A 26,973-nucleotide genomic window follows, 5' to 3' on the forward strand; every position below is an offset into this window, starting at 1 on the left:
GACGGACGGGAAAACGCAAAGGGAGAAGAACTATGTCCGTGGCAACGCAGCTGAGGAGACTGGCCGTCCTCACGTCGACGGCGGCTCTCGTGCTCACCGGGGTCGCCGTGACCCCGGCGTCGGCCGACGTCATCCCGATCCCCGTGTCCTACAAGGTCACCGGCAGCACCACGGTGAAGAAGACCGGCAGCGCCCTGAAGCTCGGCCCCGGTTCGCTCAAGGGCAACCTGCTCATCGACGACCAGACCGGGTCGGTCGGGCTCAGCGCGGACCTCGCGCTGCCGCCGTCGCAGGCCGACATTTCCCTGCTGTCGGGCATCTTCCGGATCAAGGCCAAGGTCCGGGTGATCCCGCTCGGGCCGGCCACCGGCACGATCGCCGACGGCAACCTGGTCACGAAGGCCAAGGCCAACATGGAGATCTACGACATCTGGGCCGGCCCGATCGTGCCGGTCATCCCGCTGCCGACCGTGCCGGGCAGCTGCAAGACCAAGACCCCGCTCGACCTGACGCTGTCCGCGCAGGACATCGACATCACCGCCCCGGCCATCACGGTCAAGGGCACCTACACCATCCCCGAGTTCAGCAACTGCTTCATCGCCGACATCGCGCTCGGCGCCCTGATTTCGGGGCCGGGCAACACCATCACGCTCGACCTGGCCAGCGACGCCACCTGAGCACGACCCGGGTGGCGGGCCGCGAAGGCCCGCCGCCCGGGGGTTCAGCAAGCCGCGGCCGGGTCTTCCTTCAACGCGAAGCTGTCGTTGTCCCCGGCCGAAACGGCGAACACCGGCCCGCACGAGATCGGCGCCGACTCGCCGACGAAGTTCGAGCCCCAGACGACGATGTCGCCGTTGGTCTTGTAGGCCACGTTGTGGTTGAACCCGGCGTCGACACCGACCACGTCGGACAGTGCTTCCGGCGGCACCTCGATCTGGTGGAAGTTGTCGCGGCCCCACGCGTAAACCCGCCCGGCCTTCAGCGCCAGGCTGTGGTTGAACCCCGCGGAAACCGCCGTGACACCGGAAGAAAGCCCGGCCGGCACGGTCGTCTGGCCGTAGGTGTTGCTCCCCCAGGCCAGCACGCCGCCGTTCTTGAGCGCCAGATTGTGGTCCCCACCGGCGGAAATCGCGGTGACACCGGCGGTCGCCGCCGCCGGCACGTCGGTCCGCGTCCCCCAGCTCACCACCAGCCCGCCCTGCTTCAGCGCCAGGCTGTGCATGTTGGACGACGAAATCGCGAGCACGCCGCTGGACACGGACGACGGCAGGTTCGTCTGGCCGTACCAGTTGTTGCCCCAGGCGATGACCTTGCCGTTCTTCAGCGCCAGTTCGTGACCCCAGCCCGACGCGATCTGGCTGACGCCGGAGGTCGCCGCGGCGGGGATCTGGTTGGCACCCCAGTTGTTCGCGCCCCACGCGAGGACCGCGCCGCCCTTCAGCGCCAGCGCCGTCGTGCTGCCCGCCGACACGGCGGTGACGCCGGTCAGCGCGTCCGGCGGCGGGATCGTGACGTCGTAATCCGGTTTACCCCAGGCGATCACGCCGCCGACCGTGGCCGCGGACGCGGGCTGGGCGAGCGACGAGACGGCCAGCGCCGCCGTCAACGCGAATGCGGCCCGCTTGAATGACACCCGTCCACAACGTGAAGAACCCGGCACGATAGCCTCATTTCTCCGGTTACGTTATCCGTGCTTGCCCCCGCAAGATCACAAATGGTAGACCGTAGCTCCCAGCGGATCTCCACGGCGGGCGTTCTTTGTCACGATCCGCCAAATCCGGCGGTGCCCCTGCGCGGCTTCGCACAAGAATTCACCGGGCTGCTCCCACGGCTCACCCCTGCGGGGCCGGAACTCTTGTTCCGTAGTGAACTGGCGAGTAGCCTCGATTTCGGCAGATGGACCTCCACCTCGCACGCCGGTGAATCGCGTCCCGCCGCCCGGGGCAATCGGGGCGGGTGAAGCGATGGGGGATCAACGGCAGCGGGCAATCGATCAGCCAAAGCCGAGACTGAACTGAATCAAAGGAGATGACAGGTATGTCCCGACTCCGCAGACTGTCCGCCGGTATCGCCACGACCGCGACCGCCATCGGTGCCATCGCGGTCCTGACCGCGGGTACCGCGGCCGCCGCCACGATCACCTACGCCGCCGGCGGCTCCACCGGGATCACGTACAACTGCACCTTCCCCGGCATCTCGCCGCAGCCGGTCGCGATCACCGCGCACCTGGACGCGCCGAACTCCGTCGTCCACAGCACCTCCGTCACGCCGAGCAACGTCGGCGGGACCGCGACGATCAGCGCGACCGTGCACTCGCTGCTCACCGCGGTGGGCTACGACGGCATCCGCGGCACGGCGACGGTGCCGGTGACCGTGTCCTCCGGCACGCTGTCGTCGCCGTCGGCCAGCGGGCTGAACATCCCGCAGGTCATCTACCCGACCGGCGGGGCGATCACGGTGAACATCTCGCAGGTCGCGACGTCCAGCATCCCGACCTACACCGCCCCGGCCACCGCGGGCACCGCCACCCTGTCGCTGACGAGCGGTCTGTCGGCGAACCTGGAGTTCCACAAGAAGTCGACCGACACCTGGTCGCCGTGGACGATGAACTGCACCCTCAAGGTGACCAGCCCGGCGCAGAACACCGCGTTCGCCCCGAGCATCACCATTTCCTGACCGGGTTTCCCGGTGCGGGCACCCGCCCGCACCGGGAGCACCCCGCCGCTTCCGCACGCACCCAGGGAAACCGATGCCACGTCGAGTCCGGCCCCGCACCCTCACCCTCTCCGCGCTGGCAGGCGTCGGCCTGCTCTCCGCGGTGAACGGCGCGCTCACGGGAGTCGGCTCGGCCGCACCCGCGCCCGCGGTCCCGCCGGACACGAAGGCGGTGACGTCGGTTTCGGTGACGTGCCCGTTCGCGGACCCGCTCGGCGCCCGCGCGCTCACCGCCGAGACGTCGGCCACGCTGCCCGCCCAGGCGCGGACCGGGGCTTCGCTGAAGCTCGGCGGCTTTTCCACGAAGCTCACCCTCCCCCGCGACGTCGCGCTGTCCTACCTCCCGGCCGGCACCACCGCCGGTTCGCTGGCGGGTGAGGTGCGGTTCGACCTCGCCGTGCACAAGGACGACCGCGCGGACAAGGTCCCGGTCACCCTCGCCGTGCCGGTCACCCCGCTGCCGGAGACCGGCGACGTCACCCTGACGGCCACCGGCACGGTGCCCGAGATCGCGCTGAACACCGTCGGGGCCGTCACCTTCGACGTCACCGCGCCGTCGCTCGCGCTCGCCGCCGTCCCGCCGCCCGCGGATCCCGCCGCGAAGCCGGTCGCGTGCGCGCTGGACGCCGGGCAGCCGACGACGCTGGGCAAGGTGATGGTGCTGCCCAAGGTCACGCCGGGCACGAAGGCGCAGCAGCAGGCCGCGGCCGCCGACGCACCCGGGCCCGGCGATCCCCCGACCGAAGACGAGTTCGCCGTCCCGCTGAGCCTGGTGACGATCCAGACGAAGTCGACGGTCCGGAAGCTCGGCGCGACCGTCACCGCCGATCCCGCGTTCCTGTTCAACGGGTTGTTCATCCTCAACCTGGTCGACGGCAGCTCGCGGGTCACCGGCTCGACGACGTTCAACCCGGCGACGGCGACGTTCCTCGGCTTCGGGTTCGTGCCGGTGACCGCGACCGTCGAGTTCCTGCCGGTGGATTGGCGCAACAGCAAGCTCATCGAGTTCGCCGGCGCGATCACGACCGACCCGGACACCGGGGCCACCTACCTGAACACGACGCTGCAGGTGATGGCGAAGCTGAGCAACGCGAAGGTCAACGGGGTCCCGCTGGACCTCGGGCCGGGGTGCGTGTCCGGCAAGCCGGTGACGCTGACCCTGAACGGCCCGTACGAGGCGTTCGGCGTCGGCCACATCCGCACCGACCCGGAGAAGGGCTTCGACCTCCCGGCGTTCACCGGCTGCGGTGCCGCCGGCCAGGACCTGAACCCGCTGCTGACCGGGATGAGCTCGGGCGGCGGCAACCAGGCGTTCGTCGACACCTACAACCTGATCGTGTGCACCGATCCGGACCAGACCCAGTGCCCGGACGGCTCCACCGGGCCTCCGACGGGCTCCGCCGCGGCGAAGAAGGCGGCGGCCAAGAAACCGAACTGAGGGGATCACATGAGGATCGGACCGGCCACCGCGGCAGCGCTGCTCGTCACCGGCCTGACGGCGGGCACGGCGAACGCGACAGTCACGACGAACACGGGCGCGCTGACGTACACCTGCACGTTCCCGGGCGTCGCACCCCAGCCCACGACGCTCATGGCGCACCTGGACGTCACCGATCCCCACCCCGGCCAGCCGTTCACGGTCACGCCCTACGCCACGGTGGTGTACTCGGCCGCGGTGAAGTCGTTGCTGGGCGCGCTCGGCTACGACCAGGTGCGCGGCTCGATCAGCACGACGTTCAGCGTGAGCGACGCGACCCCGGCGGCTGGCGTGCTCTCGGGCGCGTTCCCCGCGAACCCGTTCACGAGCGGCTCGGTGATCGGTTCACCCCAGGTGTTCACCGCAGGCGCGGCGGGCTCCGTCGGCTTCGCGATGGGCACGGGCATCAGCGAATCCCTGGAGCTCCACAAGAAGTCGACCGGGACGTGGACGCCCTGGTCGTCGAGTTGCACCCTCAAGGTGACGAGCCCGGCGCAGAACACGGCGTTCAGCCCGAGCATCGCGATCTCGTGAGGACCGGGGCCGCCCTCGCGGCAGCACTCCTCGTCACCGGCCTGACCGCGGTTCCGGCCCACGCCGGGACGACGACCGCCCGGACCGGCACGCTCACCTACAGCTGCACGTACCCGGGCGTCGCTCCGCTGACGTCGACGTTCGCCGGCTCGCTCACGGCCCCCGACCCGGTTTCGTCCGGGTACCCCTTCACGGTCAGCGGGATCCAGCTGAGCCACGTGCTGAGCCCGGCGGTCCGCTCGCTCTTCGTCGCGGCCGGCTACGACCGGGTGCGAGGCTCCTTCGCGGCCACGATCACCGCGACGAACGCGAACCCGGCCGCGGCGCCGATCACCGGCAGCGTCCCCGAGCAGTCCATCACGAACAGCGGCTCGCTCACCTTCACCGAGCAGGCCCCCGACGTCACGTTCACCGCGGGCACCCCGGGCTCGATCGTGTTCGGGCTGGGCACGCCGATCACCGAATCCCTGCAGTTCCACAAGAAGACGGCCGACGCGTGGCTACCGATGCAGTCGGTCTGCACACCGCGGTCCCCGAGCACGGAGTTCCAGCCGGGGATCACCGTCCTCTGAGCGGAGGAGCCGCGGCCCGGCAGCTGTCCCAGGCGCCGCGGCTCGCCGTTCTCACCCGGTGAGGCTCAGTTGGGCGTCCACTGTGGACGCCCGGCCCCGGTGCGCGGCGACGGCAGCAGGTCGCTCACCGGGTACCGCAACGGCAGCGGGGCCGCGCCCGCGCGCAACGCCAGCTCCATCTCGAAGCGGGCCGCCGGGTCGCGGAGGCTGTCGCCGAACGTCGCCTGGAGCTGGCGCATGCGGTAGCGGACGGTCTGGGGGTGGACGCCGAGGCGTTCCGCGATCTCCACCACGTTGCCCTGGCTGTCCAGCCACGCCCGCAGCGTCTCCAGGAGGCGCTCCTGCTGCTTGCCCGTCATGTCCGCCAGCGGCGCGAACAACCGGTGCCGCAGCGTGCCGACCAGGCCGGCGTCGGAGTTGACCAGCAGCGTCGCCAGGTGCTCTTCCGCGCGCAGCACCGGCCGCGGGGCCAGCACGCCGCGTTCGGTCAGCTGGAGCGCGTTCCGGGCCCACCGCAGGGAGTCCGCCACCGACGTGAGCGGGACGCACGGGCCGATCGAGAGGCGGCAGTCCGGCAGGGCCACCTGCAGGGCCGCCAGGCGCGGGGCGCTCAGCTCGCCCGGCACCACCAGTTTCGGGTCCGCGGTGTCGAGTTCGGCGAGGACGTCCGCGTCCAGCCCGGCGTGGCGGCGGGCCGGGGCGACGCCGCCCGCGGGGCAGACCGCCACCGGCGTCGCGTCGGCGGGAACCGGCCAGCCGATCAGCTGGGCCAGCTCGGCGATCGCCTTGGGCGAGGCGGGCGGGGTCTCGAGGATCAGGTGGAGCAGCTTGCGGCGCCACGTTTCCAGCGCCCCCGCCGTGCGCGCCTTCGCCTCCAGGTAGCCGTCGAGCGCGACGGAGGCGAGTTCGTCCATGAACGCCAGCATCGCGTCGGCCAGCTGGGACATCACGGCCGACGAGAGCCCGCTTCGCCGTCCCACGCGCATGATCCGCCGCCACGACACGCGCGCGCCGACCCGGTACGCCGACTGCAGCGTGTCGAGGCTGCGGCCCTCGCGCATTTCGTTCTGCCCCAGCCGGTGGTGCACCTCGTGGGACTGCTCCTTCGACACCGTCGGGTCGGCGATCTGCGCGACGAACAACGTGATCGCGTACTCGACGCCGGCGCGGATCGACTTGCCGTAGGGCCCGTCGAGCGGGCGGGCGTAGGCGGGGATGGTCGCGCGGATCTCGTCGACGATCTCCGCGGCGAGGCTGCCCAGCTCGGGGCGCAGGATGTCCGCGAGCTTGCGGGGCAGTGCGGCCGGTGGCGCAGCGTGTTCGAATCCGCGCTCCACCGTCATCGCAGCTCCTTCGCTCCGCCCCCGGACTCCGGCGCGCGCACGCGCGACCGGGTACCCCGCACCTGAAGCGGGGTGACAACGGACACATCGAAAAACTAACGCCGAACGTGTCACTCGAATGAGAGGAAACCGATTTCTTGTCATTTTTGTGACAAGTTCACGAGACGTGCCTGCGAAACGCTGACAAGCACCCCGCCGACTGCACCTTCACGTGCATACGAACGGCCGTACCCGCGACGGGCGGCTCGCGCTGCGGTCACCCGGCGTGCTTGTATCGTGTGGTTGATACAAGCGAGGAGGTTCGGCATGCCGTGGGACAACGTGCTGGCGGTCGCGCTCTTGGGCGGGCTGATCGGGCTGGCGATCCTGATCGTGCTCTGGCCGGGCGAGAAGCACGGCAAGCGCTTGCTCGAACGCTGGGGCGTCCCCGGCCCGGACGCCGAGGAGGTCGCGCTGGCCGTCCGGTACCTGAAACGGCGCCGGCTCTGGTACCCGTGGCTCTTCCTGGCGCTGCCGCCGCTGTTCGGCGACACGACGACGGGCTCGCTCGTGGCCACGCTGCTGCTCGGCGGCCTGATCGCCGAGCTGCTGGCCCAGCGGCCCGCCCGCGGCCCGCGGCGGGAGGCCGACCTGGCCCCGCGCACGCTGACGGCGATCGCCCCGGTCTGGGTGCTCGTGCTCGGCGCGCTGGCGGCCGCCGGGTCGGTCGTGCACCTCGCCGTGACGGCCCAGTGGAAGTTCCTCGCGCTCGCGGTGGGCACGGTGGTGCTCTGCGCGGCGATCACGGCGCTGGCCGTCCGCCGTCCGTCGGCCGGCGCGGCCCGGGCCGACCTGGCGCTGCGCTGCCGCAGCGCGCGGGTGGCGATCGGACTGGGCATCGGCGGGGTGACGGCGCTCGGCTGGCCGGGCGGCAACCTGGCGTCGTTCCTGGTGGTCGTGGCGGGCCTGGCCGCGTTCCTGGCGGTGACGGCCCCGCTGAAACGGCTCCCGGCGGCGGCGTGAAGATCGTCGTCGACACCGAAAACGGGCTGGCTCCCTGGCGGCAGGTGCACGACCAGGTGGTCCACGCGGTGACGACGGGGGCGCTGGCGGAGGGCACGCGGCTGCCGCCGATCCGCCAGCTGGCGCGGGATCTCGGGCTGGCGTCGGGCACGGTGGCGCGCGCGTACCGCGAGCTGGAGGCGGCGGGCTGGGTGACGACGGCCCGCGCCCGCGGCACGGTGGTCACCGTCCCGCCCGGCCGCCCGGCCCCGGCGGAGCTGCTCCTCGCCGCGGCCACGGCGTACCTGACCCAAGCGCGCGACCTCGGCGCCGATCTGGAAACGGCCCTCAACGCCGTCCGCGCCGCCGACGCCGGCTCAGCGGCCGAGGAGCCGGCCGAGCGCGGCTAGGACGGGCGCCAGAACCTCGACCTCGCGCGCGGTGCCCACGCACTCCGTGATCCCGGCGCCGACGACCTCGTACCCGGCCAGCGCGTCCAGTTCGGCCACCAGGCGGGCGATCGTCCAGCCGTCCGGCTCCGGGTAGTTGAGGCCGGGGAACTCCGAAGGATCCAGGACGTCCAGGTCCACGTGGACGTACAGCTTCTCCACGGCCAGCGCGTCCACCGACGTGACGGCGAGCCCGCGGGCGACCGCCGCGCGCTCTTCCGGGTCGAACACCCGCGTCCCCAGCAAAGCGACGCTGCCCGGCGTCAAAGCCGGGTCGGCCGCGAACTCGGCGTCGCCCTCACCGAACAGCGAGCGCAGCACCATTCCGTGGAACGCGCCCGACGGGGACGTCGAAGCCGTGTTCAGGTCCGGGTGGGCGTCGAACCACGCGACGCCGAGGCCCGGCCCGTGCCGGAACCGCGCGACGCCGATCGGGACCAGCTCGGCTCCGCAGTCGCCGCCGATCGTCAGCACCGGGCCGCCCGGGGCTTCCAATGCGGCCAGCTGGGCCGCGCGGTTCGGGCCCGTCAGCTCCGCGCGGGACGCGATCCCCCGGTCCACTTCGGACACTTCACGCGTCTGCCGGACGTGGTGGACGGGCCGGCCGAGCACGTGCCCGGCCAGCTCCGCCAGTGCCAGGCAGCCGTCCGGCAGCTCCGCGGAACGCGGTCCCACCGCGCCTTGGCGCTGCGGGACCGCGTTGATCAGCGTCATTCCAGGACGAGCAGGAGATCGCCGCCCTCGACCTGCTGGACGGAGTTGATCGCCAGCCGGCCCACCTTGCCGCCCGCGGACGCGGTGATCGACGCCTCCATCTTCATGGCCTCGATCGTCGCGACCGTGGCGCCGGCCTCGACCGTGTCGCCCTCGGAAACCTGCAGCGTGACCACGCCGGCGAACGGCGCCGCGACCTGCTTCGGGTTGCCCTTCTCCGCCTTCTCGGTCGCCGGGATGTCCGAGGCGATCGAGCGGTCGCGGATCTGGATCGGCCGCAGCTGGCCGTTCAGCGTCGACATCACCGTGCGGACACCGCGCTCGTCGGCCTCGCCGATCGCTTCCAGCTCGATGAGCAGCCGGACGCCCGGCTCGAGGTCGACCGGGTACTCCTCGCCCGGGCGCAGGCCATAGAAGAAGTCCTTGCTGGGCAGGACCGAGGTGTCGCCGTAGGCCTCGCGGTGCGCCTCGAACTCCTTCGTCGGGCCGGGGAACAGCAGCCGGTTGAGCGTCCGGCGGGGCTGCTCGGCCAGCGCCGTGCGGTCCTCTTCGGACAGTTCGGCGACCGGCTTCGCCGCCGCGCGGCCTTCGAGGGCCTTGGTGCGGAACGGTTCCGGCCAGCCACCGGGCGGGTCGCCCAGCTCGCCGCGCAGGAAGCCGATCACCGAGTCGGGGATGTCGAACTTGTTCGGCTCCGCCTCGAAGTCGGCCGGCGAGACGCCCGCGCCGACCAGGTGCAGCGCGAGGTCGCCGACGACCTTGGACGACGGCGTCACCTTCACCAGGTGCCCGAGGATCTTGTCGGCGGCGGCGTACATCGCCTCGATGTCCTCGAACCGGTCGCCCAGGCCGAGCGCGATGGCCTGCGTGCGCAGGTTCGACAGCTGCCCGCCGGGGATCTCGTGGTCGTAGACGCGGCCGGTGGGCGCGGCCAGCCCGGCCTCGAACGGCGCGTAGATCTTGCGCACGCTCTCCCAGTACGGCTCCAGGTCCCCGATCGCCCGCAGGTCCAGCCCGGTGGTCCGCGCCGAGTGGTCGGTGGCCGCCACGATCGACGACAGCGACGGCTGCGACGTCGTGCCCGCCATGGACGACACCGCGCCGTCGACGGCGTCCGCGCCCGCGTTGATCGCCGCGAGGTAGGTGGCCAGCTGGCCGCCCGCGGTGTCGTGGGTGTGGATGTGCACCGGCAGGTCGAACTCCTTGCGCAGCGCGGTGACCAGCTTGGTCGCCGCGGGCGCGCGCAGCAGCCCGGCCATGTCCTTGATGGCCAGGACGTGCGCCCCGGCGCCGACGATCTGCTCGGCCAGCTTCAGGTAGTAGTCGAGCGTGTAGAGCTTCTCGCCCGGGTCCGACAGGTCCGAGGTGTAGCAGAGCGCGACCTCGGCGACGGCGGAGCCGGTCTCGCGCACGGCTTCGATCGCCGGGCGCATCTGCTCGACGTCGTTGAGCGCGTCGAAGATCCGGAAGATGTCGATGCCGGTCTTCGTCGCTTCCTGGACGAACGCGGTGGTCACCTCGGTCGGGTACGGCGTGTACCCGACGGTGTTGCGCCCGCGCAGCAGCATCTGGAGGCAGATGTTCGGCACGGCTTCGCGCAGCGCGGCGAGGCGCTCCCACGGGTCCTCGGCGAGGAACCGCAGCGCGACGTCGTAGGTCGCGCCGCCCCAGCACTCCAGCGAAAGCAGCTCCGGCAACGTGTTCGCGACGACCGGCGCCACGGCGAGGAGGTCCTTCGACCGGACGCGGGTGGCGAGCAGCGACTGGTGCGCGTCGCGGAACGTCGTGTCGGTGACGCCGATGTGCGGCGACTTCCGCAGCCACTCCGCGAACCCGCCCGGGCCCAGCTCGACGAGCTTCTGCTTCGACCCCGGGGCCGGCTCGGCGTCCTTCGGCAGCTTCGGCAGCTTGACCGTGGCGTCCGGCGTCTTCGGGCGCTCGCCGTGCGGCTTGTTGACCGTCTGGTCGGCCAGGTAGGTCAGCAGCCGCGTGCCGCGGTCGGCGGACTGGCGCGCGGTGAGCAGCTCCGGGCGCTCCTCGATGAACGACGTCGTGACGCGCCCGGCGCGGAAGTCGTCGTCGTCCAGGACCGCCTGCAGGAACGGGATGTTCGTGGCGACACCGCGGATCCGGAACTCGGCGACGGCACGGCGCGCGCGCCCGACGGCGGTCTTGAAGTCGCGGCCGCGGCAAGTGAGCTTCACCAGCAGCGAGTCGAAGTGCGCGCTGATCTCGGTGCCGGAGAAGGCGGTGCCGCCGTCGAGCCGGATGCCCGAGCCGCCCGGCGAGCGGTAGGCGGAGATCATCCCGGTGTCCGGGCGGAAGCCGTTGGCCGGGTCTTCGGTGGTGATGCGGCACTGGAGCGCGGCGCCGCGCAGGTAGATCTTGTCCTGGGAGAGGCCCAGGTCGTCCAGGGTCTCGCCGGAGGCGATCCGCAGCTGCGACTGCACGAGGTCGACGTCGGTGACCTCTTCGGTGACCGTGTGCTCGACCTGGATGCGCGGGTTCATCTCGATGAAGACGTGGTTGCCCTGCTTGTCGAGCAGGAACTCGACGGTGCCGGCGTTGCGGTAGCCGATCTGCTTCGCGAACTTCACCGCGTCGGCGCAGATCCGGTCACGCAGCTCCGGGTCGAGGTTCGGCGCCGGGGCCAGCTCGACGACCTTCTGGTGGCGCCGCTGCACGGAGCAGTCGCGCTCGTAGAGGTGGATGATGTTGCCCGCGCCGTCGGCGAGGATCTGCACCTCGATGTGCCGCGGCTCGACGACGGCCTTCTCCAGGAAGACGGTCGGGTCGCCGAAGGCGGACTCGGCCTCGCGCGCGGCGGCCTCGATGGACTCGCGCAGCACGGCGGGGTCCTCGACGCGGCGCATGCCGCGCCCGCCACCGCCGGCGACGGCCTTGACGAACACCGGGAAGCCCAGCTCCTCGGCCGCGGCGACCAGCGCGTCGACGTCGCTCGACGGCTCGGACGACCCCAGCACGGGCACGCCGGCCTCGCGCGCGGCCTTGACCGCGCGGGCCTTGTTCCCGGTCAGTTCGAGGATCTCGGCGCTCGGCCCGACGAAGGTGATGCCCGCTTCCTCGCACGCGCGCGCGAGGTCGGGGTTCTCCGAGAGGAAGCCGTAACCGGGGTAGACGGCGTCGGCGCCGGCCTTCTTGGCCGCGGCGACGATCTCGTCGACCGAGAGGTAGGCGCGCACGGGGTGCCCGGGTTCGCCGATCTCGTACGCCTCGTCGGCCTTCAGCCGGTGCAGCGAGTTGCGGTCTTCGTGCGGAAACACGGCGACCGTCCCCGCGCCCAGTTCGTAGCCGGCGCGGAACGCTCGGATCGCGATCTCCCCGCGGTTGGCCACCAGCACCTTGCGGAACATTGCCCGGTCCTTCCCGTATGGATCGGTAAGTCAACGCACGTTACCCGGTTCTTCCCGCTCTGCGGGAGTTCCATACCAGGTGATGGACATCATGCGCGTGGAAGATTCGCCGGGCCGCCGGTGGGGCAGCTTCTCAGGTTCCCGGCGGCGCGTAAAGGAGCCGGTTGGCGGTGCCGTCCGGGACGCCCTTGAGGACGTCCGTCGTCGCGGCCTGAACAAGCGCTTGGTCCACCTGCGCGGGGCCCGTTTCCGGGTGCTGGGCGCGGTAGAGCGCGGCCACGCCGGCGGCGAACGCGGCCGCCATCGACGTCCCCGATTCGGGTCCGGCGCCGGTGCCGCCGGCGATCGGGCCGGGAATGTCGACGCCCGGGGCGTACAGGTCGACGTCCTGGCCGAAGTTGGACGCCTTGTCGGGGTGGTCCTGGGCGTCGGTCGCCCCGACGGTGAGCGCCTCGGCGACCCGGCCCGGCGAGAACCCGCTCGCGTCGGCCGTCTCGCTGCCCGCCGGGACGGCGACCGGCACGACCGCGGCGAGCCGCTTCACCGCGGCGTCGAGCTGGTCGTTCGGCACCCCGCCGATCCCGAGGACGGCGACCGCGGGCTGCTGGGCGTTCTGCGCGACCCAGTCGAGGCCGGCGATGATGGCGTCGGTGGCGCCGCCGCCGTCCTTGTCGAGCACGCGCACGGGGACGATCTGCGCGCCCTTCGCGACGCCGTGGTCCTTGCCGGCGGCGATCCCGGCGAGGCGGGTGCCGTGGCCGTTGGTGTCGGTGGTGTCGCTGCCGCCGTTGAGGAAGTCCCGCCCGGGCGCGACGCGGCCCTGGAAGTCGGGGTGGTTCGCGTCGACGCCGCTGTCGATCACGTAGATCGTGACGCCCGAGGCGTCGGTCGCGTAGTGGTAGGCGTGGTCGAGGCCGGTGCGCTGGTCGATCCGGTCCAGCCCCCAGCCGGGCGGGTCGGGCTGCACCCCACCGGCCCCACCGGCCGCGGCCGGCCCGGCGAGCACGGTGGCCACGGCCGCGAGAAGCATCTTCATGATCGTCGTGGTACCCCGGGGGTGCCGGGGCGACAACTCAGGGCTGTCCCTCGATCGGCTGATTCCGCCGGGCCAGGACCACGGTGTCGACGACGAGCAGCAGGATCGCGCTCGAGGCGATCACCTGCCCGGCGACGGTCGAGTGGCCGGCGACGGCCACGAAGGTGGGCACCAGGACCCCCGCGAGCCCGGCGGTCCCGGTGGCGAGCACGGCCCACCCGCTCCGCAGGGAGATCGCGACGGCGGGGATCAGGACGGCGAGGATGGCGCCGACCAGGAAGTAGGCGGCGGCGCGCCCGGCCTCGCTGTCACTGTGCTGCGAGAGCTCCCCCAGCTGCGTGAGCCAGGCGGCGGCGAGGAGGACCCCGAGCCCGACCGCGGCCCAGTCCGGCCGGCCGCGTGCCCGCCCGGCGTCTTTCCGCAGGATCACCGCCGCGCAGACGGCGGCGATCGTCCAGGCGATGTGCGCGAGGAGCAGGAAGGTGTAGCCGGCCCCGAGTTCGGCGTCGCTGTCGGCGGTGTAGGTGATGGCGTCGCCGAGGAAGCGGAGGAGCCCGAAGAGGCCGGCGAGCCCGGTCCCGAGCAGGAGAGCGGGGCCGGTGCGGCTTCTGGTGCGCGGCGCGAGGGCCAGGATCCCGGCGAGAGTGGCGCAGGCGGCGACGATCCCGACGTAGGTCTCCATGCCGGGCCGGAAGTAGGTGAGGGGTTCGCCGTACCGGTAGTAGAGGCCGAGCCCGACAACGGCGAAGACGGCCCCGGTGATGGCGGCGACCCCGGCGAACCCCCCGACCGGATCGACGGCCCCGGCTGCGGCTGCCTGCCCGGGCGGGGTCGCGAGCTTCGCCGCTTCGGCTGCCGCCGGATCCAGCGGGGTGGCCGGCTTCGCCGCTTCGGTCTCGCGTCCGGGCCCGGCGCCGACCTCCGGCGTGGCTTCCGGCTCGGGAACGCGCCCCGATGCGGCGTTGGTTGCGTCCGACGCACCCAATGTGGCGTTCGGTGCGTCTGACGCACCGAACGCCACATCGGAGCGCTTGGTGGCCTCCGCCGCGGCCGTGGGTGCCGGTGCGGCTGGTGATGCGGACGGGAGGGCGGGCTCCGATGCGGCCTGCCGTGCGGCCGCGGGGCCGGGTGCGGAATCCGGTGCGGGGCCGGGCGCGAGATCAGCTGCGGAACCCGCTGCGGGGCCAGCCGCGAGATCGGCTGCGGAACCCGCTGCGGGGCCAGCCGCGAGGTCGGGTGCCGGGCCAGGCGCGGGGTTCGGAGCGGGCGTGGGTGCCGACGCAACCTGCGGCGTGGGCGCCGGTGTGGGGACGGGTTCGGAACCCCCTGCGGTGCCCGGCGCCGGGTCAGGCGCGGGGTTCGGAGCGCGCGTGGGCGCCGGTGCGGGAGCGGGGCCGGGTGCAGACGTCGGGTCGGGAGCAGGGGTGGGGTCGGGAGTGGGGATCGCGTTGATCTCCACCCCCACCACCACGTCGCCGGTCGGGCCGGTCACCACCAGCTTGCCCCGGCGCGTTCCCTTCTCCCCCGCCGTCGCCGTCAGGTTCGCGCCGCCGTCGACCTCCGTCACCGCTATCCACGGGTGGGACGGCTCGAACCGCACCTCCCGCGCCACCGGTGGGCCCAACGCCCGCACGGTCGCCGTACCCGGCTCTCCCGCCGGGGCCGAAAGCCGGATCGCCGGCGAGTCCACCCGCACCGCCACGTCACCCAATGCGTCCGAAGCCGCCGCTGCGATGTGCTCGATGTCCGTCGACGCCATCACCTTCAGCGCCTCGAACGCGCCCATCGCCACCGGCAGGTTGTCGCTCGACAGGCGGCGCCGCAACTCCGCCACCGCGCCCAGTCTGGTGAACGGGTTCTCCGCCGTGATCGCCGCCGACAGGTCCGCCGGGATGGGGGACGGCTTGATCCGGCGGCGTCGGCTCTTCGCCAGGTACAGCTCGCCCTGCATCTCGATGTCGCGGCTGGGCGTCTGCTTCGGGTTGCGCTCGCGGACGCGGTCGAACAGGTACTCGTACAGCTCGCCCAGCGCGATCCAGCCGTCCTCGTCGCGGTCGGCCTCGCCCGTGCGCAACCCCTCCACCAGCGCCGACGTGAAGACCGACGGTTGCGCGGGCCGGCCTTCCGCCAGGTGGGCGCCCTCGAAGGCGTACTCGATCGAGTTCGACGCCGTGATCACCGCGCGGCCGCGGCCGCCTCGGAAGCTGTCCAGCACGTTCGCGTCGCCCGACGAACGGACCGCCACGCCCCGGCCGAACGCGCCGCCGTAACAACAGTCCAGCAGCAGGACGATGCTGCGCGAGCGGCTCTGGCGGATGCACTGCTGGACGAACTGCGCGGGCACCGCCGTCGAACGCAGGCGGTCCGGGCGGGTGTTGCGGGCCGCGAAGTACAGGCCGCCCGAGTCGTCTTTCAAGCCGTGGCAGGAAAAGTGCAGCAGCAGGACGTCGTCCGGGCGGCCCTCCGCGCACAGGTCCTCGATCTCCGCCTGGACCACGTGCGCGGTTTCGTTGCGGACCACCTGGACGTCGAAGTCGCTGATGGCCCGGTCGGCCAGCACGCCGGCGAGGGCGTCGGCGTCCGCCGCGGGTGAGCCCAGCCGCTGCAAACCCGCGTTGTCGTATTCGCCGTTCGCGACGATGAGCGCGCGCCTCCGCCCGGCCATACCGAACAGGGAACGCCTGCCGCACCCGTTGCGGCAAGCAGCCGAACGGGCACACCTATTCGGCGCCGGACCGGAAAATCGTTTCCTGCCCTTTCAGGCAGACGACGGCGTCGAACGCGGCCGCCACGTCGACCGGCACGGAAGCGTGCGCGTGGCGGATGCCCGAACCCGCCGGCCGCGCGACCACGCACGGCGCCCGGTCCGCCAGCACCGCTTCGACGCTGCCTTCCGCGGGCTCGCCCATTTCCTGCTCGAACATCCGGAACCCGAGCGGCGCGGTTTCCTCGGGCGCCAACCCGGTCGTCGTTCCGGAAACGGCCGTGAGCGCCAGCGCGAAATAGCGGTCGCCCAGTTCCCCGGCCAGGTGGGTGCCCGCCGACGGCGCCGTCATGCCGGGCATCGGCGAGAACGGTACGCGCTGAAGGTGTCCGTTGTGGAGCATCAGGACGATCTTCTCGCCCGGGTGCAGCCGCCGCAGCAGCCGCACCGTGGCCGCCATGTAGGTGTCCCGCGACGAACTCTGCGGCTCGGGCGCCCGGCCCGCCATCAGCGCGTCCAGCTCACGCAGGTAGAGGTCCACGCGCAACGCGCCCTCGGCGTGGTGCACGGCGACTTCGTCGTAGCCGAGCGCCACCGTGTGTCCACAAAGGACGGCAAGGGCCGCGGTCGCCGCGTTCCGGGCCTCGACGCCCATCTCCTCGTACCGCGCGGGAGCGATCGCGCTGCTGACCGACGCGTACGGTTCGCACGCCGCCAGCGCCGTGTCCACCAGGGACACGTTGGCCGGGTCCACCCGCAGGACGTGCTCGCGGAGCGCGTTCAGCGCGGGCACCGGCGACCCCGCGGAACCCGGGACGTCCAGCCCGGCGAACCGCACCCCGCGGCCCCGCAGCCAGGTGAGCATCGCGTGCACTTCCGCCGAATCACCCAGGCCGAAGGTGAAGCCCGCACGCGCGACATCGGCGACGTCGCCGGGCCCGCCCCGCAGCCACGAGTCGACCAGGTGCCCTTCCGGAAAGCCGCCCTCGAACCCGAGCACGGTGAATCCGCGCTCCTCGACGAGGTGGCGCAGCAGGCGGTCGCGCAGCGCCCCGAACTCCCGGATGTGATGGTTGTTCTCACCGATCGCGACGACCTCGGCGTCGCCGATCAGGTCGGCGACGGACGCGACGGCGACGGACTCGGTTTCTGGCATACTGGGCACACTAACGCAACAGGAGTAGCAGTTGGCAACCGAGATTTCCGGCACGCGCCGGCCGGGCGGCCGCACCGAGCGGACCCGCCTCGCCGCGCTGAACGCCACCCTGGAACTGCTCGGCGAACGCGGGTACGCCGAGCTGACCGTCGAGGCGGTCGCCGAGCGCTCCGGCGTGCACAAGACGACGCTGTACCGCCGGTGGGAGTCCGCCGAAGGCCTGGTCGCGGCGGCCCTGCTGATGGGCACCGAGCAGCCGTGGACCGCGCCGGACACCGGTTCGCTCGAGGGCGACCTGCGCGAGGTCAACCTGGAGCTCGTCCACTACTTCACCTCGCCGGGCGAGCGCGAGCTCCCGACCGCGTCGATCTCGGCCGCGTTCCTCTCCCCGCGCGCCGCGGACGCCCTGCGCGAGTTCTACGTCGACCGCCACGCCCGCTCCGCCCCCATCGTCGAGCGCGCCGTCGAGCGCGGAGAGGTCCCGGCCGGGACCGACCCGGTCGAGGTCGTGCGCGTGGCCTGCGGGCCGGTCTTCTACCGCCTGTTCGTCTCCCGCGAAGGCGTGACACCGCGGGACGCCGGAGTGGCGGCCGCCGCAGCCGCCGCCGCCGCGAAAGCCGGGGTGTTCACGAAGACAGACTGACCCGTCAGCTCTTCTCCAGGTACTCCGCCCGGTCGACGTCGACGACGTCGTCGACCATCTGGGCCAGCCCGCGGTACTTCTTCAGCTCCGGGTCCTGCTCCACGATCTCCTGCGCGCTCTGCCGGGACGCCGCGATGACGTCCTCGTCGCGCAGCAGCGACAGCAGCTTGAGCGTGGACCGCTTCCCCGACTGCGCCGCGCCGAGGATGTCGCCTTCCCGCCGCAGTTCCAGGTCCAGCCGGGACAGCTCGAAGCCGTCGGTGGTGGACTCGACCGCCGCCAGCCGTTCGCGGGTCGCCGTGCCGTCGAGGGCCTCGGTGACCAGCAGGCACAGCCCCGGCACGCTGCCCCGGCCCACGCGGCCGCGCAGCTGGTGCAGCTGGCTGACGCCGAAGCGGTCGGCGTCCATGATCACCATCGCCGTGGCGTTCGGCACGTTCACGCCGACCTCGATGACGGTGGTGGCCACGAGGACGTCCAGCTTGGCCGCGGAGAACGCGCGCATCACCGCGTCCTTGTCGTCCGGGGGCATCCGGCCGTGCAGCACGCCGATCTTCAGGCCCTGCAGCGGACCGTGCTCCAGCTCGGGAGCGACTTCGAGGACCGCGAGCGGCGGCCGCTTGTCACTCTTGTCCGACGGCGGCTCGTCGCCGATCCGCGGGCAGACGACGTAGGCCTGGTGCCCCTTGCCGACCTCTTCGCGCACGCGCTGCCAGATCCGCTCGAACCAGGCGGGCTTCTCCGCGACCGGCACGACCGTGGTAGCGATCGGCGAACGCCCGACCGGCATCTCGCGCAGCGCGGAGACCTCCAGGTCGCCGTACACGGTCATCGCGACCGTGCGCGGGATCGGCGTCGCCGTCATGACGAGCACGTGCGGGCTGGTGTCGCCGGCGCCGCGGGTGCGCAGCGCGTCCCGCTGCTCGACGCCGAAGCGGTGCTGCTCGTCGACGACGGCGAGGCCGAGGTCGGCGAACTCGACGTGGTCCTGGATCAGCGCGTGCGTGCCGACGACGATCCCGGCTTCGCCGCTGACGATCTCCAGCAGCGACTTCTTGCGTTCCTTCGCCCCCATCGACCCGGTGAGCAGCGTCACGCGCGTGGCGTTCTCCGCCGCGCCCAGCTCGCCGGCCTGCCCGAGGTCGCCGAGCATCTCCCGCAGCGACCGCGCGTGCTGCGCGGCCAGGACCTCGGTCGGCGCCAGCATCGCGGTCTGCCGCCCGTTGTCGACGACCTGCAGCATCGCCCGCAGCGCGACGACCGTCTTGCCGGAGCCGACCTCGCCCTGCAGCAGCCGGTTCATCGGGTGCTCGGTCGCGAGGTCCGCGGCGATCTCGTCGCCGATCCCCCGCTGGCCCGCGGTCAGGTCGAAGGGCAGCCGCTTGTCGAAGGCGTCCATCAGGCCGCCGCTGACGTGCGGGTTCGCCTTCGCCGGGCGCGAGATCGCCGAGTGGCGCCGCTGCGCGAAGATCAGCTGGACGGCCATGGCCTCGTCCCACTTCAGCCGCTTCTTCGACGCCTCCAGGTGCGCCCAGTTCTCCGGGCGGTGGATGCCGCGCAGCGCGTTCTCGAGGTCGGCGAGGCGGTGCAGCCGCCGAAGGTCCGCGGGCATCGGGTCGTCGTCGACCTCGAGGACGTCGAGCACCTGCCGCACGCACTTGGCGATCGACCACGTCGGCATCCCTTGCGCCGCCGGGTAGACCGGGATGATCGCGGCGAGGAAGTTGTCCATCGCCTCGGCTTCGCGCTCGGCGTCGAACAGCTCGTACTCGGGGTTGGTCAGCTGCAGGGTGTCGCGGAAGGCGGACACCTTGCCGGCGAACAGGCCGGTCTTGCCGGGGACGAGGTCCTTCTCCCGCCAGGCCTGGTTGAAGAAGGCGCAGGTGAGCCGGCGTTTCCCGTCGGTGATCACCATGTCGAGGATGGTGCCGTTGCGCGCCTTCATCCGGCGCTTGCTCACCTTTTCGACGCGCGCCAGCACGGTGGCGTGCTCGCCGAGCTCCAGCCCGGCGATGTCGGTGAGCTCGCCGCGCTCGGCGTAGCGACGGGGGTAGTGGCGCAGCAGGTCGCTGACCGTCTCGATGTCCAACGACGTGGCGAGCGCCTTCGCCGTCTTGGCGCCCAGCAGCAACGGCAGCTTGTCGCGCAGTCCGGCCATCTCGCTATTCGACTCCCATCAGCAGCACGGTGCCCACCTGGCCGCTGGCGTAGCTGGTCAGCTCCACCTCGGGGTGCTCCACCCGCAGCTGCTCCGCGAGCTCCCCGGCCACCCCGGGCGGCGCGGCGGCCCCGCTCAGCACCGTCACCAGCTCGCCGCCGAGCGCCAGCATGCGGTTCAGCACGTTCATCGCGGCGGCGACCAGGTTCGTCTCCGACGCGGGCGCCGGCTCGATCAGGACCACCTCGTCGTCGACCAGGCCCACGACGTCACCGGACTGGGCCCGGCCCACCCAGGTTAGCGACTCCTCCTGGGCGATCCGCAGTTCGCCACGCCTGGTCGCGGCGGCGGCTTCGGCCATCGCGACGACGTCGTCGTTGGTGCGGCGGCCGGCGTCGTGCACGGCCAGGGCGGCCAGCACCTGCACCGGCGACACGCACGGGATGACCACGACGTCCCGGTCGGCGGCCATCGCGTGCCCGGCCGCGGTGTCGACCGCCGCGGTCAGGGCGACGCTGCCCGGCAGCACCGTCACGTGCCGTCCGGCGGCCTCGTTGAGCAGGCTGATCACGTCCTCGACGCTCGGCGTCCGCCCCTCGGGCACGGCGAGCACCGGAATGCTTTCGGCGCGCAGCAGCTCGGCCAGCTCCCCGCCGTGGACGACGGCGACGACCGTGCGGTCGATCCCGCCGCCGGGTTCGATCGGCGTCGGCGTGAGCAGCGGCTCGACCCGGATCCGGCGCGGGCGGCCGAGGGCCAGGCCGGCTTCGATGGCGCCCCCGATGTCGGCGCAGTGGACGTGCACGGCGTGGCTGCCCGAGCCGTCGCCGGCCACCGTGACGCTGTCGCCGAGGCCGCTGAGCTCCTTGCGCAGGGTCGGCAGGCTCGCCTCGTCGACGCCGTCGAGCAGGTACATGACCTCCCACGCGTAGACCTCGCTGTGCGGGGCGGCGTGGACTTCGAGGGCGTGCTCCTGCTCGACGGGCGCGCCGGTGAGCACCCCGACCAGGGCGTCGAGCACCGCGACGAGCCCGCGGGCGCCGGCGTCGACGACCCCGGCCCTGGCCAGCGCGGGCAGCTGCTCGGGTGTCTTCTCCAGGGCGTACGCGGCCTCTTTCGCGGCTTTCGCGGCGATTTCCGCCAGGGGGCTCGTGTCGCCGCGCACGGCGAGCGCGACGGCGTGCAGCACGGTGAGGATGGTCCCGGCGACCGGGCGGCTGACGGCGCCGGTGGCGACCTCGTCGGCGTGGCCCAGCGCCTCCGCCAGCCACGCGCCGTCCAGCTCCCCCTCGGCGCGGTCCGCGAGGCCGCGCACGACCTGGGACAGGATCACGCCGGAGTTGCCCTTGGCGGCGGCCACCGCGCCCCGCGCGAGGGTCTTCAGCGCTTCGGCGGCGTCCGCCGGCTGCGTGGCGGCCAGTTCTCCGGCCGCGCCGGTCATCGTGAAGAGCATGTTGGAGCCGGTGTCGGAGTCGGCGACGGGGTAGACGTTGATCCCGTCGATGGCCGGGCGCAGGGTCGCCAGGCTGTGCACACAACCCGCAGCCCAGGCCGACACCGCCGCCGTGTCCAGCACCCGCACCCCGTAACCTCCTGACCGGTCTCCGGGCAGCGTATCGACCCGGTGCCGGGGGCCGCGAAAGCAGTAGTTACTATGGTCGAGTTGCCCAGTGCATCTGGGCTCATCTCTATGACCCAGATCCAAAGGAGTTCGACGTGGCTGCCGTGTGCGACGTCTGTGGCAAGGGACCCGGCTTCGGCAAGTCGGTCTCGCACTCCCACCGCCGTACCAACCGCCGGTGGAACCCGAACATCCAGACCGTCCACGCCAAGGTGGGTGTGTCCCAGCGCAAGCGCTTGAACGTGTGCACCTCGTGCATCAAGGCGGGCAAGGTCGTTCGCGGCTGAGGCGAGAAGAGTTTGGGTGGCGGGTGCTCCTCGGAGCACCCGCCATTTTTTTATTTCAGGAAGTCCGTCAGCAGCGGCTTGAGCGTCTCCGGGTACTGGAGCACGCCGTGGTCCTGCCCCGCCAGGGTTTCGTGCCGCGCCCCCGGCACCGCTTCGGCGGCCACGCGCGCGCCCGCCTGGAGCCCCTCGGGGCTCGCGCCGCCGCCGATCACCAGCGCCGGGACCGCGATCTTCGCCAGGTGGTCCAGCCGCGGGCGGGCGCCCGGGCCGCAGATCGTCAGGTCGTACGGGAGCGTGTGCGCCAGGCCGGTGAACCAGCCCCACACCGGGGCCCGCTTCATCCCTTCGACCATCTCTTCCGGCGTGCCCGCGACCATCAGGAACGTCTTCACGGCGCCGTCGCGGTCACCCGCCGCGAGCTGGGCCCGCACCTGCCCGAGGACGTCGCCCCGGTCCTGGTCCGGGGTCGCGTACGGCGGTTCGTAGGCCACCAGCCTGTCGATGCCGATGCCCGCCGCGGCCGCCTCCAGGGCGAGGACCGCGCCCGACGAGTGGCCGAACACCGACGCCGTCCCGCCGGCGTGGGCGATCAGCGCCGCGATGTCCTCGATCTCCCGCTCGAGCGCGTAGTCCGGCGAGTCACCGGAGTCGCCGCGCCCGCGCCGGTCGTAGGCGATCGTCGTGAAGTCCGCGGCCAGGACTTCCGCCAGGCCCGCGACGGTCGTGCGGTCGTTGAACGCGCCGCCCACGAGGATCACGGGCGCGCCGGAACCGCGCTGCTCGAAGAAGATCGGCGTGCCGTCGGCCGAAGTGACGTTCATGGTGTCCTCCAAGGTCCGTTTCCCCTTGGTCGGAGCCGACACTCCGATCCGGACACCGAACCTACGGGAGTTTCCAGTCGACCGGGGCCGCGCCCTGCTTCTCCAGCATTTCGTTGGCGCGGCTGAACGGTCGCGACCCGAAGAAGCCGTTGTGCGCCGAGAGCGGGCTGGGGTGCGCCGACTCGATGCACGGGACCTCGCCCAGCAGCGGGCGCAGGTTGCGGGCGTTGCGGCCCCAGAGGATCGCCACCATCGGCTCCGGCCGGGCCGCGAGGGCCTTGATCGCCTGCTCGGTGACCGCTTCCCAGCCCTTGCCCTGGTGGGAGTTCGACTTCCCGGGCTGCACGGTCAGCGACCTGTTGAGCAGCAGGACGCCCTGCTCGGCCCACGGCGTCAGGTCGCCGTTGGCCGGCAGCGGGTGGCCGAGGTCGTCCGCGTACTCCTTGTAGATGTTGACCAGGCTCTTCGGGATCGGCCGGACGTCCGGCGCCACCGAGAAGCTCAGGCCGACGGCGTGCCCGGGCGTCGGGTACGGGTCCTGGCCCACGATGAGCACGCGCACGTCGTGGAACGGCTGCTTGAACGCGCGGAGGACGTGCTCACCCGCCGGCAGGTACGTCCGGCCCGCGGCGATCTCCGCGCGGAGGAACTCCCCCATCGCGGCGACCTGCGGCGCCACCGGTTCCAGGGCCTCGGCCCAGCCTGCCTCGACGATGTCCTGCAGCGGTCGTGCGGTCACGGCGCGCAAGCCTACCGGGCGTGGGCGAGGTCACCCGAGCGGGTCGAGCCGCCGCAGCTCGGTCCGGAACCGCTGCCCGCGCCCGACGTAGGAATCCACCACCATGGCGATGTTCTCCGGGCCGAACGACTTGTTCTCCCGCACCTTCGCGGGCACGCCGAGCGCGATCTCCCCGGTCTTGACGTACGAGCCGTAGGAGAGCACCGCGCCCGCGCCGACCATGCCGCCGTCCTCGATCACCGAGCCGTTGAGCACCACCGAACCGGACGCGATCAGGCAGCCGGTGCCGATCGTCGCGCCCTCGACGTGCACCGCGTGCCCGATCGCCGACGACGGCCCGAGGATCGTCGGGTGCCGCTCGGTGCAGTGCAGGACGCAGCCGTCCTGGACGTTCGAGCGGTCGCCGATCTCGATGTAGCCGTGGTCTCCGCGCAGCACGGTCTGCGGCCAGACGGACGCGAACGCGCCGATCCGGACGTCGCCGATCACCGTGGCGTCCGGGTGGACGTAGGCGTCGGGGTGGATCGTCGGCTCGAGCGAACCGAGTGCGTAGATCGGCATGCCGCCTCCGGTGACTGCGGTTTCACGTGCCGTGCGATTGGATCACGGCATCGCCTCGAACCGGAACGCCAGTACCGGGAGCACGGCCCTCGTGCTCCTCCTCATCGTGCTGACCTGGCTGCTCAGCCTGACCGCCCCGCCGCCGTCGCGGGCGAACGACCTGGCCGCCACGCCGCCGATGGGCTGGAACAGCTGGAACCAGGTCCGCTGCCACGACCTCACCGAGGACGTCGTCAAGCGGGCGGCCGACGCCCTCGCCGACACCGGCCTGCGTGACGCGGGTTACCAGTACGTCGTCGTCGACGACTGCTGGCAGGCCCCCGCCCGGGCCGCGGACGGCTCGCTGCAGGCGGATCCGAAGCGGTTCCCGCACGGCATCGCCGAGCTCGCCGACTACGTGCACTCGCGCGGGCTGTTCTTCGGCATCTACGCGGTGCCCGGCAGCCGGACGTGCGCGATGGCCAACGACGCCTACCCCGCGTCCGGCATCGGCTCGCTCGGCCACGAACGCCAGGACGCCGAGACGTTCGACCGCTGGGGCGTCGACTACCTCAAGTACGACTGGTGCAACGCCGACACCGTCGACGGCCTCGACCGGAAGGCCGCGTTCGCGAAGATGCGCGACGAGCTCGCCGCGCTGCCCCGCCCGATCGTCTACGCGATCTCCGAATACGGCGTCTCGAGCCCGTGGACCTGGGCGCGGCCGGTGGCGAACCTCTGGCGCACGACCGACGACCTCGTCCCGACCTGGGACTCGGTGCTCGCGACGATCGACCAGCAGGCCGGCGTCGCCGTCCACAGCGGCGCTCCCGGCGGCTGGAACGACCCGGACATGCTGCAGGTCGGCAACGGCACGCTGACCGCCGACGAGTCCCGCGCGCACTTCAGCGTCTGGGCCGTGCTGAACGCGCCGCTGTTCGCCGGCACCGACCCGGCGAAGCTGGGTGACGCGGATCTCACGACGCTCGCCAACCCCGAGGCGATCGCCGTCGACCAGGACTTCGCGGGCGGGCAGGGACGACGGCTCGACGCGGGCCCCGGCTACCAGGTGTGGGGAAAACCGTTGACCGGCGGCGGTTTCGCGGTGGTGCTGCTCAACACCGGCAGCACCACCGCGACCGTCTCCGCGTCGATCCCGGGCTCGTGGGCCGTCCGTGACCTGTGGGCGCACCAGGACGCGGGCACCGGGCTTTCCGCGACGCTGCGACCGCACGCGGCGGCCCTCCTCAAGCTCACACCGAGGTGAGGTCCTTGCCGAAGCAGCGGCTTTCGGGCTCGTTCTTGTAGACGCCGAAGTGCGGGATCTCGGCGTACCCGGACGACGTGTAGAGCGCGATGGCCTCGGGCTGCTTGGTGCCGGTCTCCAGGACCGCGCGCTTGCGGCCGCACAGCGCCGCCGTGCGTTCCAGCTCGGACAGGATCATCCGCGCGAACCCGCGGCCGCGGGCGGAATCGGCGACGTACATCCGCTTGAACTCGGCGTCGCCGTCCCGGAAGTCGGGCGCGGGGCCGTCGTGGGCGCGCCACGCACCGCACGCGACGGCTTCCCCGCCCTGGTAGCCGATGAGGAACAGGCCCTCCGGCGGGTCGAAGTCCGCCGGGCTCATCGGGGTGGCGTCCTCACTGCCGTAGCGCTCGACGTACACCTGCTGCACCGCGGCCATGAGCTTGGCCGCGTCGGGGTGGTCGTAGGGGACCGGAACGATTCTCACGCTTCCGGAGCCTAGATCAGCGCCAGTGCGTCCACCCGCCTTCTCGCGAAAACGGTTTCCCGTCCACGGTGATCCCGGAGTCCGCCATCGTCACGACGCCGATCGTGCGCCAGCCCTCGGGCAGCTCGGCGAAGGGCGGGAACGTGGCCACGAGGGCGTGGTCCTCCCCGCCGGTCAGCACCCAGTCCAGGGGGTCCGCGCCCAGCGCGGCGCCGACTTCGGTGAGCCGCGCGGGGACGTCGAGGTCGGCGGTGCGGACGTCGATGCCGACGCCGGAGGCCTCGCCGATGTGGGCCAGGTCGGCGAGGAGGCCGTCGGAGACGTCGATCATCGCGGTGGCCCCGGCGAGCGCCGCGCGCGGACCGGCCTCGTACGGCGGTTCCGGGCAGCGCTGGGCGTTGACGACGCCGACCGGGGAGCGGAACCCGCGCCCGAGCACGGCCAGCCCGGCGGCGGCCCAGCCGAGCCGCCCGCAGACCGCGAGGAGGTCGCCGGGCCGGGCGCCCGAGCGCGTCACCGGTTCGCGGTCGCCCAGGTCGCCGAGCGCGGTGACGCTGATCACGAGCTGGTCGGCGCGCACCATGTCGCCGCCGGAAACGCCGACGCCGGCGCGTTCGGCCTCGGCCCACATGCCGTCGGCGAGGCCGGTGACGACCTCGCGCGGGGTGTCGGGCGGGCAGGCGATCCCGACCAGGACGGTGGTCGGCGTGGCGCCCATGGCGGCGATGTCGGCCAGGTTGACCGCGACGGCCTTGCGCCCGACGTGCTCGGGCGGCGACCAGTCGAGCCGGAAGTGCACGCCCTGCACGAGCACGTCGGTGCTGGCGACCACGCGGCCGTCGGGCGCGGCGACGACGGCGGCGTCGTCGCCCGGGCCGAGCAGCGTGCCCGGCGGCTGGCGCCGTCCTTCGGTGACGGCGCGGATGAGCGCGAACTCCCCGGTCTCGGCGACCGTTCCGTCGTTCGGTGACACCGGTCACCTCTGCTTTCTCTACCGGGACAAAGAGTCGATCACCGATAGTCGGATGCCCTATGTTTTTCGATGAGCTGGCGATACGTTCCTACCTGAGCTGACCGATCCCGACGAAAGGGCGCGCCGTGGTCCACGCATACATCCTCATCCAGACCGAGGTCGGCAAGGCGGCCGCGGTGGCGGCCGAGATCTCGAGCATCCCGGGCGTGACCAGCTCGGAGGATGTCACCGGACCGTACGACGTCATCGTCCGGGCGACCGCCGACAGTGTCGACCAGCTGGGCCAGCTCGTGGTCGCGAAGGTGCAGAACGTGGAAGGCATCACGCGGACGCTGACCTGCCCGGTCGTGCACCTCTGAGCAGTGCGGCCCCTGGGGGGGACGACCCCCCAGACCCCCCGAAA

The 26,973-nt window shown here is 72.3% G+C and carries 25 protein-coding genes; 11 read left to right on the forward strand and 14 right to left on the reverse strand.

Annotated elements, in window-relative coordinates; all coding sequences use genetic code 11:
* Positions 1-32: 32 nt before the first annotated feature.
* Positions 33-677, forward strand: coding sequence for a hypothetical protein (locus AB0B33_RS21095; RefSeq protein WP_360774244.1), 645 nt, complete (start codon positions 33-35; stop codon positions 675-677).
* Between the two features lie 44 nt (positions 678-721).
* Here AB0B33_RS21095 and AB0B33_RS21100 read toward each other — a convergent pair whose 3' ends face one another.
* On the reverse strand, positions 722-1,633 hold the full coding sequence (locus AB0B33_RS21100; protein ID WP_360774247.1) for a hypothetical protein: 912 nt from the start codon (positions 1,631-1,633) through the stop codon (positions 722-724).
* Between the two features lie 404 nt (positions 1,634-2,037).
* On the opposite strand from AB0B33_RS21100, the gene AB0B33_RS21105 reads away from it, so the two are divergent.
* The 4 genes from AB0B33_RS21105 (at position 2,038) to AB0B33_RS21120 (ending at position 5,298) form a co-directional block, all read left to right on the forward strand.
* Positions 2,038-2,676 (forward strand): DUF6801 domain-containing protein, encoded by a 639-nt coding sequence (locus tag AB0B33_RS21105; RefSeq protein ID WP_360774250.1) that lies wholly within the window; start codon positions 2,038-2,040, stop codon positions 2,674-2,676.
* A gap of 73 nt (positions 2,677-2,749) precedes the next feature.
* Complete coding sequence (locus AB0B33_RS21110; protein WP_360774253.1) at positions 2,750-4,153, forward strand: DUF6801 domain-containing protein; 1,404 nt, start codon at positions 2,750-2,752, stop codon at positions 4,151-4,153.
* Positions 4,154-4,162: 9 nt separating this feature from the next.
* The gene (locus tag AB0B33_RS21115) at positions 4,163-4,726 is read left to right on the forward strand and encodes a hypothetical protein (RefSeq protein WP_247013330.1); all 564 of its coding nucleotides are present in this window, start codon (positions 4,163-4,165) and stop codon (positions 4,724-4,726) included.
* The gene (locus AB0B33_RS21120; RefSeq protein WP_360774257.1) at positions 4,723-5,298 is read left to right on the forward strand and encodes a DUF6801 domain-containing protein; all 576 of its coding nucleotides are present in this window, start codon (positions 4,723-4,725) and stop codon (positions 5,296-5,298) included. The genes AB0B33_RS21115 and AB0B33_RS21120 overlap by 4 nt, the downstream gene beginning before the upstream one ends.
* 65 nt (positions 5,299-5,363) lie before the next feature.
* On the opposite strand, the gene AB0B33_RS21125 is transcribed toward AB0B33_RS21120, so the two are convergent.
* A complete protein-coding gene (locus AB0B33_RS21125) occupies positions 5,364-6,641 on the reverse strand; it encodes a PucR family transcriptional regulator (protein WP_247013334.1) in 1,278 nt (425 codons plus the stop codon).
* A 306-nt stretch (positions 6,642-6,947) separates the two neighbouring features.
* On the opposite strand from AB0B33_RS21125, the gene AB0B33_RS21130 reads away from it, so the two are divergent.
* Together AB0B33_RS21130 and AB0B33_RS21135 are read left to right on the forward strand one after the other, a co-directional pair.
* Positions 6,948-7,643: a hypothetical protein gene (locus tag AB0B33_RS21130; RefSeq protein WP_360774260.1), complete on the forward strand. Its 696-nt coding sequence runs from the start codon at positions 6,948-6,950 to the stop codon at positions 7,641-7,643.
* Complete coding sequence (locus tag AB0B33_RS21135; protein ID WP_360774263.1) at positions 7,640-8,032, forward strand: GntR family transcriptional regulator; 393 nt, start codon at positions 7,640-7,642, stop codon at positions 8,030-8,032. The genes AB0B33_RS21130 and AB0B33_RS21135 overlap by 4 nt, the downstream gene beginning before the upstream one ends.
* Here AB0B33_RS21135 and AB0B33_RS21140 read toward each other — a convergent pair.
* The 5 genes from AB0B33_RS21140 to AB0B33_RS21160 all read right to left on the reverse strand — a co-directional run bounded on the left by AB0B33_RS21140 (position 8,000) and on the right by AB0B33_RS21160 (position 17,055).
* A complete protein-coding gene (locus tag AB0B33_RS21140) occupies positions 8,000-8,785 on the reverse strand; it encodes an arginase family protein (protein WP_360774266.1) in 786 nt (261 codons plus the stop codon). The two genes, AB0B33_RS21135 and AB0B33_RS21140, sit on opposite strands and share 33 nt — an antisense overlap.
* Positions 8,782-12,159, reverse strand: coding sequence for a pyruvate carboxylase (locus AB0B33_RS21145; protein ID WP_360774269.1), 3,378 nt, complete (start codon positions 12,157-12,159; stop codon positions 8,782-8,784). The genes AB0B33_RS21140 and AB0B33_RS21145 overlap by 4 nt, the downstream gene beginning before the upstream one ends.
* Positions 12,160-12,292: 133 nt before the next feature.
* A complete protein-coding gene (locus AB0B33_RS21150; RefSeq protein WP_247025266.1) occupies positions 12,293-13,189 on the reverse strand; it encodes a S8 family peptidase in 897 nt (298 codons plus the stop codon).
* A gap of 43 nt (positions 13,190-13,232) precedes the next feature.
* Positions 13,233-15,860, reverse strand: a complete 2,628-nt coding sequence (locus tag AB0B33_RS21155; protein ID WP_360774272.1) for a caspase family protein — start codon at positions 15,858-15,860, stop codon at positions 13,233-13,235.
* A 55-nt stretch (positions 15,861-15,915) separates the two neighbouring features.
* A complete protein-coding gene (locus tag AB0B33_RS21160; RefSeq protein WP_360774275.1) occupies positions 15,916-17,055 on the reverse strand; it encodes an erythromycin esterase family protein in 1,140 nt (379 codons plus the stop codon).
* A 31-nt stretch (positions 17,056-17,086) separates the two neighbouring features.
* Here AB0B33_RS21160 and AB0B33_RS21165 point away from each other — a divergent pair, with 31 nt between their 5' ends.
* Positions 17,087-17,698: a TetR/AcrR family transcriptional regulator gene (locus AB0B33_RS21165; protein WP_247013347.1), complete on the forward strand. Its 612-nt coding sequence runs from the start codon at positions 17,087-17,089 to the stop codon at positions 17,696-17,698.
* A gap of 4 nt (positions 17,699-17,702) precedes the next feature.
* Here AB0B33_RS21165 and recG read toward each other — a convergent pair whose 3' ends face one another.
* A complete protein-coding gene (gene recG / locus AB0B33_RS21170; protein WP_247013349.1) occupies positions 17,703-19,856 on the reverse strand; it encodes an ATP-dependent DNA helicase RecG in 2,154 nt (717 codons plus the stop codon).
* A 4-nt stretch (positions 19,857-19,860) separates the two neighbouring features.
* Positions 19,861-21,438, reverse strand: a complete 1,578-nt coding sequence (locus tag AB0B33_RS21175; RefSeq protein WP_360774279.1) for a DAK2 domain-containing protein — start codon at positions 21,436-21,438, stop codon at positions 19,861-19,863.
* Between the two features lie 134 nt (positions 21,439-21,572).
* On the opposite strand from AB0B33_RS21175, the gene rpmB reads away from it, so the two are divergent.
* Entirely contained in the window at positions 21,573-21,764 is a 192-nt protein-coding gene (rpmB, locus tag AB0B33_RS21180; RefSeq protein WP_003091970.1) for a 50S ribosomal protein L28, read from the forward strand.
* A gap of 50 nt (positions 21,765-21,814) precedes the next feature.
* Here rpmB and AB0B33_RS21185 read toward each other — a convergent pair whose 3' ends face one another.
* The 3 genes from AB0B33_RS21185 to AB0B33_RS21195 form a co-directional block, all read right to left on the reverse strand.
* On the reverse strand, positions 21,815-22,585 hold the full coding sequence (locus AB0B33_RS21185) for an alpha/beta hydrolase (protein WP_360774282.1): 771 nt from the start codon (positions 22,583-22,585) through the stop codon (positions 21,815-21,817).
* Positions 22,586-22,646: 61 nt separating this feature from the next.
* Positions 22,647-23,324: a uracil-DNA glycosylase gene (locus AB0B33_RS21190; protein WP_360774284.1), complete on the reverse strand. Its 678-nt coding sequence runs from the start codon at positions 23,322-23,324 to the stop codon at positions 22,647-22,649.
* A 30-nt stretch (positions 23,325-23,354) separates the two neighbouring features.
* The gene (locus AB0B33_RS21195; protein WP_360774287.1) at positions 23,355-23,885 is read right to left on the reverse strand and encodes a gamma carbonic anhydrase family protein; all 531 of its coding nucleotides are present in this window, start codon (positions 23,883-23,885) and stop codon (positions 23,355-23,357) included.
* Between the two features lie 91 nt (positions 23,886-23,976).
* On the opposite strand from AB0B33_RS21195, the gene AB0B33_RS21200 reads away from it, so the two are divergent.
* Complete coding sequence (locus AB0B33_RS21200; protein ID WP_360774289.1) at positions 23,977-25,131, forward strand: glycoside hydrolase family 27 protein; 1,155 nt, start codon at positions 23,977-23,979, stop codon at positions 25,129-25,131.
* Here the strand turns inward: AB0B33_RS21200 and AB0B33_RS21205 are convergent.
* Positions 25,118-25,597, reverse strand: a complete 480-nt coding sequence (locus tag AB0B33_RS21205) for a GNAT family N-acetyltransferase (protein WP_360774292.1) — start codon at positions 25,595-25,597, stop codon at positions 25,118-25,120. The two genes, AB0B33_RS21200 and AB0B33_RS21205, sit on opposite strands and share 14 nt — an antisense overlap.
* 16 nt (positions 25,598-25,613) lie before the next feature.
* Entirely contained in the window at positions 25,614-26,570 is a 957-nt protein-coding gene (locus tag AB0B33_RS21210) for a thiamine-phosphate kinase (protein ID WP_360774295.1), read from the reverse strand.
* A 125-nt stretch (positions 26,571-26,695) separates the two neighbouring features.
* Between AB0B33_RS21210 and AB0B33_RS21215 the strand changes: the two genes are divergently transcribed.
* Positions 26,696-26,929 (forward strand): Lrp/AsnC ligand binding domain-containing protein, encoded by a 234-nt coding sequence (locus AB0B33_RS21215; protein ID WP_247013365.1) that lies wholly within the window; start codon positions 26,696-26,698, stop codon positions 26,927-26,929.
* Positions 26,930-26,973: the final 44 nt, after the last annotated feature.

This window comes from Amycolatopsis sp. NPDC049159 (assembly GCF_040648295.1).
Taxonomy (GTDB): Bacteria; Actinomycetota; Actinomycetes; order Mycobacteriales; family Pseudonocardiaceae; genus Amycolatopsis; species Amycolatopsis pretoriensis_A.